The following is a 14,591-nucleotide window of genomic DNA, read 5'->3' as shown; positions in this document are numbered from 1 at the left end:
CGGATCAGAATGAGAGGCAGCCATGCCCGAAGTCGTATTCAGTGTGGACCAGAGCAAGTCGATGCGTGACCAGAACGTTCCCGGACACAACAGGTGGCACCCGGACGTCCCCAGCGTCACCATGGTGAAGCCGGGAGCGGAGTTCCGCATGGAGTGCCGCGACTGGACCGACTGCCAGGTCGGCAACAACGACACCGCCGACGATGTACGCGACATCGACCTGACCATCCCTCACATGCTCAGCGGCCCGATAGGCGTGGAGGGCGCCGAACCCGGCGACCTGCTCGTCGTCGACATACTCGACCTCGGCCCCGTGCCGCAGCAGACCGGGGACGCGGCGGGCCAGGGCTGGGGCTACACCGGCATCTTCGCCAAGGCCAACGGCGGCGGCTTCCTGACCGACTACTTCCCGGACGCCTACAAGGCGATATGGGACTTCCACGGACAGCAGGCCACGTCCCGTCATCTGCCCGGTATCCGCTTCACCGGGATCACTCACCCCGGGCTGTTCGGAACGGCGCCGTCGGCCGAGATGCTCGCCCGCTGGAACGCCCGTGAGAAGGCGCTGATCGACGCCGACCCGAACCGGGTCCCGCCGCTCGCCCTTCCGCCGGAGGGCACCAACGCGCTCGCCGGCACGGCCACCGGCGACCTCGCCACGCGCATCGCCGCGGAAGGCGCACGCACGGTTCCGGCGCGCGAGAACGGAGGCAACCAAGACATCAAGAACTTCACGCGTGGTTCGCGGGTCTTCTATCCCGTACACGTCAAAGACGCCAAGCTCTCGGGAGGCGACCTGCACTTCAGTCAGGGTGACGGAGAGATCACCTTCTGCGGCGCCATCGAGATGGGCGGCTTCATCGACTTCCACGTCGACCTGATCAAGGGCGGCATGGAGACGTACGGCATCTCGACCAACCCGGTGTTCATTCCGGGCAACGTCGAGCCGAGGTACACGGAGTTCCTCACCTTCATCGGAATCTCCGTCGACCACGACACGGACACGAACTTCTACATGGACGCGACACTGGCCTACCGCCGGGCCTGCCTCAACGCGGTCGAGTACTTCAAGAAGTTCGGCTACAGCGGAGAGCAGGCCTACCTGCTGCTCGGCTCCGCGCCCATCGAGGGACGCATCAGCGGGATCGTCGACATTCCCAACGCCTGCTGCTCGCTGTACGTCCCCACCGCGATGTTCGACTTCGAAGTCCGGCCTTCCGCCGCCGGCCCGGCGAAGGCCGACCGCGGCCGGTGCGCGCTGACCACCGCCTGACCGGACGACGGCCCCGCAGGCCCGCTGCGGGGCCGTACGAACCGACGCGGGCTCAGCCGGATGAACGGGGCTGTCCAGGACTGCTCCGACGCCGTGATCACAGCAGCCACACCAAGATCACCTCACCCGCGCCGTGAGCAGCAGTTACGGGAGAGCCCTTGGTGGGCGCGGCGCCTCCGGACCCCTCTTCCTCAGCCCCTCGTTAGCCCTGCCTTAACGGCGCCATAAGGATCTCCTCCTCCCGCCTCCGGGAGGGGACTCCACGGATTCCGGGGGCTAGTTTGCTGAGCGCCCCCACGGGTTCCGTCGCCCACCGGGAAAGCTCCGAGGAGTTCTCCGTGCCCGTACGCCGCAGAGCCAGCACGCGTCGCTGCGCCCCCGCGCGGCGGGCGGCGCGGGGGCGGGCGGCGCGAGTACTGAGGCTCCGGGGCCTGTCCGGCGGCTCAGGTCGGACAGGCCCCGGGGGACGGCCGCAGCGGCTGGGGACGGCTGCGGACGTCTCGCGATGGCGGTCGGGGGTCAGCTGAACGCCGAGGCGCAGGTGGTGGCGGTGGCGTGCGCCGGGTCGAGGGCGTTCGCCACCTCGTGGAAGGCGATCCGGTCGGTCAGGCCGATCAGCACGTGCTCGGAGAGGTCGGGGCCGCACAGGTCCTGCAACAGGACGTTGTGGACGTCGGGTCCGCTCAGGAACTGGGACCTGTACGGGGTGACGACCTCGTCGTACTTGGTGGCGATGACCGTGTAGCGGACACCGGGCACGGTGTCGCCGCCTGCGTTGAGCTTGGTCAGGAACGCGGAGCCGGCCACCTGGTCGGCGAGTCCGGGTGTGGACTTGGAGATCAGGTCCGCGGCGCCGGGGAAGTAGGGCAGCAGGTTGGTGAGCCCGTCCAGGGTGGTGCCGTGGTTGTCGGGCGCGATGCCGACGAGGGCGTTCACCTTGGCGTCGCCGCCGAGGAACTTGAGGTAGTAGCGGGGCATCATGCCGCCTTGCGAGTGCCCGACGATGTCGGCCTTGCCGGCGCCGGTCGAGGCGAGCACCTTGTCGACGAAGACCTGGAGCTCTTCGGCGGACGTGGCGATGGGACCGAGTCCGTGGAACAGGGGGACGCCCGGCAGCCGGCCGTAGTCCAGGGAGAAGACGCAGTAGCCGCGGTGCTCCAGGTAGGGGGCGAGCGACAGCCAGTTGTCGATGGAGTTCGCGAAGGTCCCGTGGACGAGGACGACCGGGCGGGGATGGGCGGCGGAGGGCTTGCAGGAGTAGTCGTTCCAGCCGCTGGTCGGTGCGGCGGCGGTGTCAGCGGCGGTGGCGGTGGCGGGAACGACGGCGACCGCGGTGGCCAGCAGCAGTGCGGCCAGGGGTCTGAGCGCTCGTTTCCAGGGCAGCATCGGGTGATCTCCTTGCGGCTCAAGGGAGGTACGACGGCCTTACGCCCTGTGATCCGGATCACGGGATGCTGTTCATTCGTCAAGTTACGGACGAGTAGTGGACGTGTGAAGTTACGCGTCAGTAAAAAATTTCAGCGGTGGCCAACTGTGGCTGCGATTCCTGGTAATGGGCCGAACATATGTGAAGACTCATCACCATGCGGGTTGGAGCGGCTCATAGGGCGCGATCTGCCGCAACTGGCGCTCCAGAGAACGGATTCCGGGCTCCCCGAGCAGCTCCGCCCACGACCGGACGGCCTCCTCCGCGGCCTCCTCCGCCGCCCGCATCACTTCGTCCTGGTCCGACTGACGCCGGACACCGCGTAGTACCGCCGTGTCCGACTGACGCCGGACACGGCGGTACTACGCGACGAGAGATCCCGGGATCACCGCGCGCGGGCCGAACTTGGCTCGCGCGCGGTCCGCGACCTCCTCCAGGCGGCGCACCTTCTCGTCCACGGGGTCGAAGGTGAGCTGGTGGGTCGCCTGGTCGGCGGGGCTCAGCCCCTCGGCGCGCAGGGCGATCGCGCGGACCCGGGCACGCTGGAGCCCGAGCGCCTCGTACATGCGGTACGCCTCCGCGGTGAGCGCCGCCGTGTGCGCGGTCGGCTCGGTGAGGGTGCGGCTGCGGGTCGTGGAGGAGCGGTCGGCGTAGCGCACGGTGAGGGTGAGCGTGCGGGACACCCGCTCCAGATTGCGCAGCCGGGTGCCGAGTTCCCCGGCGGCCGACAGCAAGGCGCGCCGGTGCCGGTCCGGGTCCAGTTCGTCGCGGGTGAAGGGACGCTCGGCGGCCAGGGAGCGGGAGACGCCGTTGGGCACGACCCTGCCGCGGTCGATGCCGTTCGCCTTCTCGTGCAGTTCGCGGCCGGCCCGGACACCGACCAGCCGCTGCACCGTCGACAGGGGCGCGGCGGCGACCTTGCCGACGGTGTCGAGCCCGTACTCGCACAGGTTTCGGGCGGTGACGCCGCCGACGCCGGGCAGTGCCCTGACCGGCAGTCCGTCGAGGAACTCCCGTACGGCGCCAGGTGCTTCGGGCACCACGCGAACCGCGCCGGGCGCCGCCTCCCGCAGAGCCATACGGGCCAGCATGGGTCCGGGTCCGGCCCCGATCGCGCAGTCCACTCCGTGATGGGCGAGAGCCCGTACGCGGATCAGCGCGGCCAGTTCGACGGCGTCCCGCCCGAAGTACCGCTCGGCCCCCCGCAGATCGGCGAGCGCCCCGTCGGGCGGCAGCGCCTCGACGACGGGAGTGAACTCCTCGAGGAGTCCGAGCAGCCCCGGCAGGGCCGCCTCGTACATCACCGGCAACTGGAAACGTACGCAGAGGATGGTCATCCCGCACTCCCCGGACTCTGGTGCCACAACTTCCTTCCGCCCGCCGGGCCTTCGCCCGCGGGACGCAGATCGGCCCAGGGGTTCATCTCGTACCCCGTGGGCATCCGGATGCGCCGGCCCTTCGCCGCGTCGCCGCCGTCGCCGTCCGGCTGCCGCTGCGCGGGCTCCGCCAGCCGGGCCGCCACCACGTCGAGGCCGCCCTCGACGCGCAGCTCGGCCAGTTCGGCGAGGTTCCAGGCGGCGGAGCCGACCACGCTGAGACTGCGCGGTCCCCGTCGCTGCACCACCCCGCGCACCAGCAGCAGCCAGGAGTGGAAGACGGTGTGGGCGCAGGCGTCGTGGGAGTCATCGAAGAAGGCGAGGTCCACCAGGCCCGTGCCGTCGTCGAGCGTGGTGAAGATGACCCGCTTGCCGGAGCGGATCGGCGGGGTCTGGGTGGCCGCCTTGGCGCCCGCGACCAGCACGGTCTCGCCGTGCCGTGCCGCGCGCAGCCTACGGGCCGACACCACGCCCAGCTCGTCCAGGAAGGCGCGGTGGTCGTCCATCAGGTTGCGCGAGGCGTCCATGGAGAGCACGCCCAGCTCGGCGCTGAGCCGTTCCGCCGGGGAGAGGTCGGGCAGCCCGGCGGAGGCCGTCCTCCGCCCGCCCGCCAGGGGGAGTTGGCCGCCTCCTCCGACCCGGGCGCCCCGGTGCAGTTCGGTCAGGTGCAGTTGGAGATCGCGGCGGTTGGCGCCGAACGTATCCAGCGCGCCGACCTGCGCGAGCCGCTGGGCGACGGGACGGCTCGGCCGGGCACGCTCCCAGAAGTCGAGCAGGGAGGAGTACGGCTGCCCGGCCTCGATCCGCTTCGCCTCGGCCTCGCTGATGCCGTGCACATCGCGGAGGGCGAGCCGGAGCCCCCACCGCTCGGCGGAACCCTCCGCTTCAGACACCAGTTCGATACGGTGGGTGGCTCCCGACTTGTTCACGTCCAGCGGCAGGATCGGCACCCCACGCCGCCGCGCGTCCGCCAGCAGCAGCCGTTTCGGGTACATCCCGGGGTCGTGCGTGAGCAGGCCCGCGTAGAAGGCGGCCGGGTGATGGGCCTTCAGCCACGCCGACTGGTACGTCGGTACGGCGAAGGCGACCGCGTGCGCCTTGCAGAAGCCGTACGAGCCGAACGCCTCGACGATCTCCCAGGTGCGCTGAATCGTTTCCGCGCCGTATCCGTTCGCCGCAGCCTGCTGAGCGAACCAGACCCGGATCCGCCCCTGCGACTCCGCGTCGGACAGCCCGCGCCGCACCCGGTCCGCCTCGTCGCGCCCGCAGCCGGTCATGATGTCCAGGATGTGGATGACCTGCTCGTGGAAGACGACGACGCCGCACGTCTCCTTCAGCGGCTCCTCCAGGTCGGGGTGCGGATAGCGGACGGGCGCCCGTCCGTGGCGCGCCTCGATGAACGGCCGCACCATGTCGGCCGCGACCGGACCGGGCCGGAACAGCGAGATGTCGACGACCAGGTCGTGGAACGTGGCCGGCTGGAGCCGCCCGACCAGGTCCCGCTGGCCCGGCGACTCGATCTGGAAGCAGCCCAGGGTCTCGGTGGAGCGGATGAGGTGGTACGTCGCCGGGTCGCCCGGCGCCAGGGCGTCCAGGTCGATCCGCTCCCCCGAGGTCCGTTCCACCTCCGCGACCGCGTGCGCCATGGCGGACTGCATCCGCACCCCGAGCACATCGAGCTTGAGCAGACCCAGCTCCTCGACGTCGTCCTTGTCGAACTGGGACATGGGAAAGCCCTCGCCGCTGGTCGGCATGACCGGCGTACGGGCGAGGAGGGAGGCGTCGGAGAGCAGGACCCCGCACGGGTGCATGGCGACTCCGCGGGGCAGGGCGTCCAGGGCCTCGACCAGGTCCCACAGCCGGCCGTACTTCTGCCCCTCCTGGCGGAGCTCCCCCGCCAGCCGCCTGAGCTCGGGCAGTTCCTCCAGCGCCGCGCGGGCGTCGCGGGCGCGGATGTGCGGGAAGGACTTGGCGATGCGGTCGATGTCGGCCGGGTCCATCGACAGGGCCGCCCCCACGTCGCGGATCGCATGGCGGACGCGGTACGTCTCCGGCATCGCGACCGTCGCGACCCGCTCGGTGCCGAACCGGTCGATGATCGCCCGGTAGACCTCGAGGCGGCGGGCGGATTCCACGTCGATGTCGATGTCGGGCAGGGCCAGACGGCGCTTGGACAGGAAGCGCTCCATCAGCAGCCCGTGCTCGACCGGGTCGGCGTGCGCGATGCCGAGCAGGTGGTTGACGAGGGAGCCCGCGCCGGAGCCGCGGGCGGCCACCCGGATGCCCATCTTCCGGACGTCGTCCACGACCTGGGCGACCGTGAGGAAGTAGGACGCGAAGCCGTGGTGGGCGATGATGTCCAGTTCGTCGTGCATCCGCTCCCAGTAGGCGCGCCGGGTGTCGTAGCCGCGCAGCACCATGCCCGCCGCCGCCCGGGAGGCGAGCGCGCGCTGGGCGGTGCGATGGCCGGCGCCGACGAGGTGCGGCTCGGGGAAGTGGACCGTGCCGATGCCGAGGTCGTCCTCGGGGTCCACCAGGCACTCGGCGGCCGTCGCCCGGGTCTGCTCCAGCAGACGGTGAGCGGTGTCACGGCGGTACCCGGCGGCCTCGACGACCCGCTCGGCGACCGTCAGCATGGTCCGCGCGTCCTTGAGCCAGGCTTCCCCGGAATCCAGCTCCTTGGTGGGGTCGATGGGGACGAGACGGCGGGCGGCGTCCAGGACGTCGGCGACCGGGCCGAGCCCGGGGTCGGCGTACCGGACGGCGTTGCTGAGCACGGGACGGACGCCCTGCTCGGCGGCGAAGCCGACGGTGCGGGCGGCCAGGCGCAGGGAGCCGGGGCCGGTGCCGGTGCCGGTGCGGCCGTGCCAGACGGCCTCCAGGCGCAGGGCGTCGCCGTAGACCTCCCGCCAGGGTGCGAGGAGCCTGGCCGCGCGGTCCGGGCGCCCCGCGGCGAGGGCACGGCCCACGTCGGAATCGGGGCCGAGCAGGACGGTCAGACCGTCGGCGTAGTTGTCGGTCCAGGACAGCAGCGGGGTGCCCTCGGCGGTGTGGGTGTGGGCGGCGGTGACCAGCCGGCACAGGTCGGCCCAGCCGCGGGCGCCGTCCCGGGCGAGGAAGACCGCGCGGGGTGTCGACTCGTCGATGAAGGCACCTCCGCGCACGGGGACGCGGCGCCTCCCCCGAGCTCTCGACTCCTCTCCCGCTGCCGCCACCGCCAGCTCCGCCCCGAACAGCGGCCGTACGCCCGCCGCCGCACAGGCCTTGGCGAACCGGACCGTGCCCGCGAGGGTGTCCCGGTCGGTGAGCGCGAGGGCGTCCATGCCCTGCTCACCGGCGCGCTCGGCCAGCCGCTCCGGGTGCGAGGCGCCGTAGCGCAGGGAGAACCCGGAGGCGGTGTGCAGATGCGTGAAGCCCGGCATCCGCACCTCCCGTAGCCGTGAGCCCCGCATGCGGCTCTCGAACGTCCGTTCCCATCTACCCCACCCCCACCATAGACCAATTTTCGAACTAGCGTGCGACATCCGCACGCCCCCGCCCCACCTGCGCAAACGCCGGATGATCAGCCCGGGACACACGACAGTCCCGCCCCCTCACGCACGGGGCGGGACTGTCGCGGAAACCGGGCCGTCGGCCGGTCAGCCGATCTGGGTACCCGTCGCCGAGAGCGCCTCGGTGACCGGCTGGAAGAAGGTCTGGCCGCCCGAGGTGCAGTCGCCGCTGCCCCCGGAGGTCAGGCCGATCGCGGCGTCGCCGTCGAAGAGCGCGCCGCCGCTGTCACCGGGCTCGGCGCAGACGTCGGTCTGGATGAGACCGCTGACCGTGCCCTCCGAGTAGTTCACGGTGGCGTCCAGGCCGGTGACCGTGCCGGAGTGGACCTGGGTGGTCGAGCCGCTGCGGGTCACCTTCTCGCCGACGGTCGCGTCGGCCGCCTTGGTGATCGCCTGCGTGGAGCCGTTGTAGAGGTCGACCGAGCTCGGGTGGTCGACGTCCGCGGTGTACTTGACCAGACCGAAGTCGTTGCCCGGGAAGCTCGACTGCGCGTTCTGGCCGATCGCCTTTCCGCTGGAGTCCGACCAGCTGGAGATCGAGTGGGTGCAGTGTCCGGCGGTCAGGAAGAACGGCTGGCCGCCCTTGACCACGTTGAAGCCGAGCGAGCAGCGCCCGCCGGAGCCGGTGATGGCGTCGCCGCCCGCGATGAAGGGCTCGAACGTGCCCTGGGAGCGCCTGAGCTCCGCCTTCCCGCCGAGCCCGTCGACCACGCGGCCGAGCCGTGCCCACTCCGCCTTGGACACGGTCCGGTCGGCCGTGACGACGACCTTGTTGGTCCTGGGGTCGGTCGCCCAGGAAGTGCCCGGGACCGTCGCGTCCTTCTGGAGCATGGTGCGGGCGCCGGCGAGCTCGGCCAGGGAGTTCTGGACGACTCTCGCCCTGGCGCCGGCCGCCTGGACGGTCTGCGCGGCCGTCTCGTCGAGCACGTTGACGACAAGCTGCTTCGTCTTCGCGTCGTAGTACGTTCCGGCCGCGTCGGCACCCAGGTCCTCGCCGAGCGTCGAGGCGAGCTTTCCGGCCGCGACGACCGAGAGGGTGTGGGGCGCTGCGGCCTGTGAGGTCTCGCTCGCGTTCGCATTCTGGAAGGTCACGCCAGCGGCGATCAGCGCGGCGACGGCCGTGCCGGCCAGGGCGGCCCGCCGCCCGGGTATGCGTCGGTGCTTCAACTCACGTCCTCCTGTGGGGGGTCGGCCGCGAGGTTGTGGGGACCACCGCGACCGGAAGGCGTACGGGCACGGAGGCGGCGTACCACAGAAGCCACGTCCGCACCCACCGTGCGGCGCCCACTATTCCGAGGCCCCCCGGGAGCACACAAGGTCGACTTCAGGACGCGCGCACGCCAACGACCGTGCGCCCCCAGCCTGATGACCCCGCCTCTGTATCCCCACTTCCGATTCCCACTGCAAATGCCGCGCGAGGGTTATCCCTGTGCCACTCCCGAGGTCTAGTCCTGTCTGGATTCCGCCCCTTCGGTTAGGTGCCAGGAGGGCAAGCGGGAACGGGAGCCGCTCCCGCGCCGATGGTCGTCCGGCCGACGGTCGCCCGGCCGCCGGTCGCCGCGCCCGCGCTTCACCGGATACGACCGCCGCAGCCGGTGCGCACACGAAGAAGGAGCCCCCGCACACGAGTCTCGTGTGCGGGGGCTCCCCTGCTGCCCGGCTGCGGACCGGGACGTGCTCGGACACCGGTGGGGCAGGATCAGTAGACGTGGACCCCGTAGGCGCTGAGGGCCTCGGTCACCGGCTGGAAGAAGGTCGTACCGCCGGAGGTGCAGTCGCCGCTGCCACCGGAGGTCAGGCCGTAGGCGATACCGCTGTTGGAGTACAGCGAGCCGCCGGAGTCACCGGGCTCGGCGCAGACCGTGGTCTGGATGAGGCCGTAGACGATGTCGCCCGAGCCGTAGTTGACCGTCGCGTTGAGAGCGGTGACGCGGCCGCTGTGGATGCCGGTCGTGGAGCCGCGACGGTAGACGGTGGTGCCGACGGAGGGCGTGGCCGCGCTGGTGATGTCCACGCTGCCCACCGTGCCCGACTTGGCCACCGAGCTGTTGGTGTAGCGCACGATGCCGTAGTCGTTGCCGGGGAAGCTGGACCCGGCCGTGGTGCCGAGCGTCGTCGAGTGGGACGAGTTCGACCACCAGGTGCCCGCGCCGTTGGTGCAGTGTCCGGCGGTCAGGAAGTAGTAGTTTCCGCTGGAGTCCTGGACGTTGAAGCCGAGCGAGCAGCGCCAGCTACTCGCATAGATGGCGTCGCCGCCGGAGATCAGCTTGTTGAACTTGCCCGGGGTGTGCTTGATGGTGAGGGCACCGGCGTTGGCACCGGCCTCCTTCTTGATCTTCGCGATCTCGGCCTTGGAGACCGTGCTGTCGACGGTGACGACGACGCGGTTCGTCGTGGGGTCGACGGCCCAGGCCGTGCCCGGTACATCGGACTTGAGCACCGAGTCGCTCGTCTTGCTGAGCTGCGTCGCACTGAAGGTGTGTGCGTCGCTCGCGTTCGCGCTGGGGACGGCGAACGCGGCAGCGGCCAGGAGTCCGGTGGCCACGGCGATCAGCCGGGTCCGTCTCGCTATACCGCTCGTGGGGTTGGTGCGCTTGATCCTCACTTGTCGTTCCCTCCATGGGAAGTCGGGGGGCCCACGTGGGGATGGGGCCCGTGAGGCGCAGCCGGAGGCGGGCCTGCCCGGATTTCAGACATGCCGTGCCCCTGACAAGCGCTGAGGGGGAGTATTCGGCCGCCTGGCCGATCGACGCAAGGGCGCCTTTCGGCCGTGCAGCGTTCAACTTACCCGCGACCTCGGAGGATGACGGAGCTTGTGCGGAATTGCGCCAGCTTGATCTTTGACCTCGTTCGAAGCCCGAGGTTGAAGATCAAGCTAGACCAGGGTGCGCTCCCCCGCCTCGATCGCGACGCCCAGCGTGTTGCCGGGCGGAGGGAAGGGACAGAGGAAGTGGCCCGCGAAGGCGCACGGCGGAAGCAAAGAGCGGTTGAAGTCCACCGTCGTACGCCCCTCGGCATCGGGTGCCGGCGGCCGCAGGAACCGGAAGCGGTAGCTGCTGTCCCCACTCGTGGCGTCGGCGAAGACGGCCCACAGCGATCCGTCGTGCTCGACGGAGACCTGGAGGGTGAGGTCCCGCCCGTCGAGCGTGAAGGCCAGGACGCCGCCGAGCCCGAGGCCACGGTGTTGCCCGTCGGCGTTCTCCACGCGCACGGTGCGGCGCTCTCCGTACGGGGTGAAGTGCCCCTCGACGGACCAGCGCGGATCGTGGGGCGTGGCGACGACGCCCTGGAAGGCACGGCGTGCGGGGGCGTCGGGGTCGTAGTCCCGCAGGCCCCAGACGCCTTCGCGGACGAGGACGACCAGGCGGCGTTCGCCGGCCGCGACGCGGGCCCCGGTGACGGGGCCGGGATCGGCGCCGAGACGGATCTCGCCGGTGAAGGGCCGGCCGTCGACGGTCAGGCCGTCGTTCTCGGTGGCCCTCAGCACCACCCCTTCGTCATCCGCCGTCCAGCTCCCGGGGATGGCCGGAATTCGACCATCCGGATAGTCCTCCAGCCAGTAGGTGCCGGTCAGCGCGAGCGGCCCGTAGGGAGCCGACACCTGCTCGGTACGGTGCTCGTGCCACCGTTTCCACTCGTCGGATGCGTCCGTCGTCATGTGATCAACCCTTCCATAGCGAATCCGCCGGCCCGAGATGCGAGCGCAGCGTGGTTCCCGTGTATTCCGTGCGGAAGACGCCGCGCCCCGTGCAGCAACGGCACGACCCGGCCCACGAACTCGACGAGTCCGCCCGGGGCGAGAGGGGGCCGAGGATGAACCCATCGGCCGCGTCCGTCCGGAGGAACCCGTCCATCTCCGCAGCGACGGCCACCAGGAGTGTCGCCGAAGGCCCGGGCGACGGAGTCACCGCGCCGGGCCCCTGCCCCCGGTGGTCCGCCGCATCCCCGCGGCCGTCTCCCCCTCCTCGGCCGGGATGCCGCCGAGCACCACGGCGCCCCCGGCAGGGGAGCCGCGCGGGTCCGGACGGCGAGCGCGTCGGGGACCGGCCCCGCGAAGCCGTCGCCGAGCGTCCCGCAGTCGAGTGCGCCGCGCTCGGCGAGCCGCGCCGGACCCGGAGCGGCGCCGGAGTCGCCGGGCGACCGCTGGTCGACGGCGGCGGCCGGGTGCGGCAGCCCCGGGCCGTGCGATGAGGTCATCGGAGAAACCTTTCTGGGGGCGCCCGACGCGCGGACCCGCCCCCAAATCCTGGAGTGTGCGACCGCGTTCAGGCCGTGGCGCGAGGGGACAGCTCACGCAGGAAGGTCAGCGCGGCCCGCGCCGCGGCGTCGTTCTGCCGGAACGCCGGACCGCCCGTGCGGGGCCTGGTGAACGCGCCCGCGCCCCGGGCGTCGGTGTGCGGACCCAGCGCGAAGCGGCGCGGATGCGGGAGTCCGGAGCGGTCCAGTACGCGCCCGTCCGCCGGGTCCACGGCGAGCAGTCCCTCGCCGGTGGCGGCGGCGCCGTCCGCGTACAGCTCCCTCAGCAGCCGGTCGCGGGTGCGCTCGACCGTGGGGTGCGGCAGCCGCGCCTCGACGAGCGCGCGGGCCTCGACCGTCGCGCCGGGCACGGTGGCACTCGTCGCCCGGAAGATCCCGTCCTCGGCGGTGACGGTCATGCCGGCGCCGAGGAACTTCAGGACGCCCGCGCGCGACAGCGCGAGCATCTGCCGCAGTCGCGGTCCGGGCGGCCCGGACGCCAGATAGCTGAAGAAGCCGTGCCACCAGGACCCGATGTCCCCGAGCCGCACCAGCTGCCCGTACACGGACAGCAGTGCGAGGAAGACGGCCAGGTCGGGGCTGTGTGCGGGGTCGTGGCGCCGGGCGAGGTCCGCCTCGACGTAAGCGCGCAGCCCGTCCTGGAGCGCGGCGTGCGACGGGTACCGCACCCCGTCCAGCGGGCGGTCGAGCGCGGCGAGATCGAGCCGGTCGGCGGGATCGGGGACGGCGGCGGCCACCAGCGCGGGCAGCGACACCGGGTCGGCCAGGGCGTACTTCTCCTCGAAGTCCGCCCAGGCGACCGCGGTGCGCTCGGGGTGGGCGGTGAACAGCCGGTGGTAGTGGGCGAAACCCAGCTCCTTCTCGATCAGCGGCCACACGTCCCGCCGGAAGTCGGGGCCGTCCGCGCGCGCGAGAAGCGCGTCGACCTCGGCCGGCGCGAAGAACCGCGGCAGCGGCGGCCGCTCGCCCGTCCAGTCGTAGCCGATCTTGGAGTGGTACGGGACTCCGCGCCGGGAGCCGACGTACAGCAGCGGCTCCCGCCCGGAGGGGACGTACACCTCTCCCTCGTAGCGGCCGCCGCGTCCCTCGGTCAGCAGCACCATGAGGTCGACGAAGGCGAGTCCGAAGCCGCGGACGAGGACGGGTTCGCCTGCCTTCAGCGGGGACAGGTCGCTGTCGGCCGTGAAGTCTGGCGGCAGATGGACGAGTCCGTGCGTGCGGGCGTACGAGGCCAGCATGCGCTGCTCGGGGTCGAGTTCGGCGTCGAGGTGGCCGAGTGTGAGGACGACGAGGTCGGCGAGGAGCGGCTCGGGCCGTCCCTGGAGCCAGACGCGCTGCCGCCCGTCGCGTGGACCGTCGACCCGGACGGCGAGGTGAGGGTGGTGGTGGACGCGGACGCCCGGCGGCAGGGCCGCGACCGCCTGCTCGTACACCCAGCGCAGATACGCGCCCTGTCGCCGGCGACCGGCGAAGACGCGTCCGTGGATGCCCGCCCACTCGTGCAGGGTCGGACCCGCGCGCACCGGGCCCTCCATGGCCACCGTCTCGTCGGTGAACATGGTCACGTCCTCGGCGTGCGAGTTCATCCACAGCAGGGGTGACTGCGCCGCGCGCCAGATCCGTCCCGCGCCGGGCGGATGCGGGTCCACCAGGTGCACGTCCAGCTCCACATCGGCGTACAGACGGGGTGCGCTGGCGGCGATCCGCTCCAGGAGGCCGGTCCCCCGCGGCCCGGCACCCACGATCACCAGGGAATGGCGTGCGGGGCTCATCGTGTGCGCTCCGCACCGCGGGCGTAGTGCTTTTCCACGTAGTGCTGGCCGACGCTGAGCACCGAGGTGACGATGACGTACCAGAGGGTGGCCACCATCAGGAGCGGGATCACCTGGTAGGTGCGGTGGTAGACGAGCTGCGCCGAGTAGAGCAGGTCCTGGACGGCGATGACGCTGACGATGGAGGTGCCCTTGAGGGTGCCGATCAGCATGTTCGCGGCCGGCGGCACGATGGACCGCATCGCCTGCGGCAGCACGATCCGCCACCAGCGGTGCCATCGGCTCAGTCCGAGCGCCTGTGCGGCCTCGGTCTGGCCGCGGTCGACGGAGAGGATGCCCCCGCGTACCACCTCGGCGGCGTACGCGGCCTCGTGCAGGGTGAGGCCGACGACGGCGACCGTGACCGGCGCGAACAGGTTCACGGTCCGCACGCCGAGGATGTGCGGGTAGAGGGCGCCGATGTTGAACCAGAACAGCAGTTGCACCAGGATCGGCACCGAGCGGAACAGCCAGACGTACCCCCAACCGACCGATCTCAGCACCGGGTTGGCGGACAGCCGGGCGGCGGCCAGCAGGGTGCCGAGAGCGAAGCCGAGCGTCATGACGACGGCGGTCAGCCAGAGGGTGAGCCAGAGGCCGCGCAGCACGGCGGCCGAGGTGAAGTAGTCGCGGACGACGTCCCATTGGAACGCCTGGTTGCGAACGACGGAGGCGACGGCGAACCCGAGCAGCGCAAGGACGACGAGGGCCGCGGCCCACTGGCCCGGATGCCGACGCGGGACGATGCGCGGGGGTGCGGCTTCTTGGGCGGCCGCGGCCGGTTCGGTGAGGGTGTCGGAAGACATGTGAAGGCTCCGTGATCCGTCGGATCGAACGCGGATGGGTGCCTTCACACGGGGGCGCTGTACGGCCGAGCCCCTCAGCAGGGCCGTCTCC

General features: G+C 71.5%; 10 protein-coding genes and 1 pseudogene. 1 reads left to right on the top strand and 10 read right to left on the bottom strand.

The annotated features are described in order from the left end of the window. The first annotated feature begins 22 nt into the window (after positions 1-22). Positions 23-1,273 (top strand): formamidase, encoded by a 1,251-nt coding sequence (fmdA, locus tag ABZ823_RS07165; RefSeq protein ID WP_361654875.1) that lies wholly within the window; start codon positions 23-25, stop codon positions 1,271-1,273. Positions 1,274-1,792: 519 nt separating this feature from the next. Here fmdA and ABZ823_RS07160 read toward each other — a convergent pair. The 10 genes and pseudogenes from ABZ823_RS07160 to ABZ823_RS07115 all read right to left on the bottom strand — a co-directional run bounded on the left by ABZ823_RS07160 (position 1,793) and on the right by ABZ823_RS07115 (position 14,500). Then, a complete protein-coding gene (locus ABZ823_RS07160; protein WP_361654873.1) occupies positions 1,793-2,659 on the bottom strand; it encodes an alpha/beta fold hydrolase in 867 nt (288 codons plus the stop codon). A 192-nt stretch (positions 2,660-2,851) separates the two neighbouring features. Continuing rightward, on the bottom strand, positions 2,852-2,986 hold the full coding sequence (locus tag ABZ823_RS07155; protein WP_361654870.1) for a hypothetical protein: 135 nt from the start codon (positions 2,984-2,986) through the stop codon (positions 2,852-2,854). Positions 2,987-3,061: 75 nt separating this feature from the next. After that, entirely contained in the window at positions 3,062-4,036 is a 975-nt protein-coding gene (locus ABZ823_RS07150) for a hypothetical protein (RefSeq protein WP_361654867.1), read from the bottom strand. Further along, complete coding sequence (locus tag ABZ823_RS07145) at positions 4,033-7,497, bottom strand: DNA polymerase III subunit alpha (RefSeq protein WP_361654865.1); 3,465 nt, start codon at positions 7,495-7,497, stop codon at positions 4,033-4,035. The genes ABZ823_RS07150 and ABZ823_RS07145 overlap by 4 nt, the downstream gene beginning before the upstream one ends. Before the next feature lie 216 nt (positions 7,498-7,713). Next, on the bottom strand, positions 7,714-8,793 hold the full coding sequence (locus ABZ823_RS07140; RefSeq protein WP_361654863.1) for a S1 family peptidase: 1,080 nt from the start codon (positions 8,791-8,793) through the stop codon (positions 7,714-7,716). A 532-nt stretch (positions 8,794-9,325) separates the two neighbouring features. Beyond that, complete coding sequence (locus ABZ823_RS07135) at positions 9,326-10,231, bottom strand: S1 family peptidase (protein ID WP_361654860.1); 906 nt, start codon at positions 10,229-10,231, stop codon at positions 9,326-9,328. A 270-nt stretch (positions 10,232-10,501) separates the two neighbouring features. Continuing rightward, positions 10,502-11,284 carry a DUF1684 domain-containing protein gene (locus ABZ823_RS07130; protein WP_361654858.1) on the bottom strand — a complete coding sequence of 261 codons (783 nt, stop codon included), beginning with the start codon at positions 11,282-11,284 and terminating at the stop codon, positions 10,502-10,504. A gap of 4 nt (positions 11,285-11,288) precedes the next feature. Next, positions 11,289-11,492 (bottom strand): annotated as a pseudogene (locus ABZ823_RS07125) (F420-dependent methylene-tetrahydromethanopterin reductase); the annotation flags it as partial. A 399-nt stretch (positions 11,493-11,891) separates the two neighbouring features. Beyond that, complete coding sequence (locus tag ABZ823_RS07120; protein WP_361654855.1) at positions 11,892-13,655, bottom strand: FAD/NAD(P)-binding protein; 1,764 nt, start codon at positions 13,653-13,655, stop codon at positions 11,892-11,894. Continuing rightward, positions 13,652-14,500 (bottom strand): amino acid ABC transporter permease, encoded by an 849-nt coding sequence (locus tag ABZ823_RS07115; RefSeq protein ID WP_361654852.1) that lies wholly within the window; start codon positions 14,498-14,500, stop codon positions 13,652-13,654. The genes ABZ823_RS07120 and ABZ823_RS07115 overlap by 4 nt, the downstream gene beginning before the upstream one ends. Positions 14,501-14,591: the final 91 nt, after the last annotated feature.

Origin of the sequence: Streptomyces sp. NPDC047079 (genome assembly GCF_040643755.1) — a bacterium.
Lineage (GTDB): Bacteria > Actinomycetota > Actinomycetes > Streptomycetales > Streptomycetaceae > Streptomyces.
This window is presented reverse-complemented; position numbering and strand designations above follow the sequence as displayed.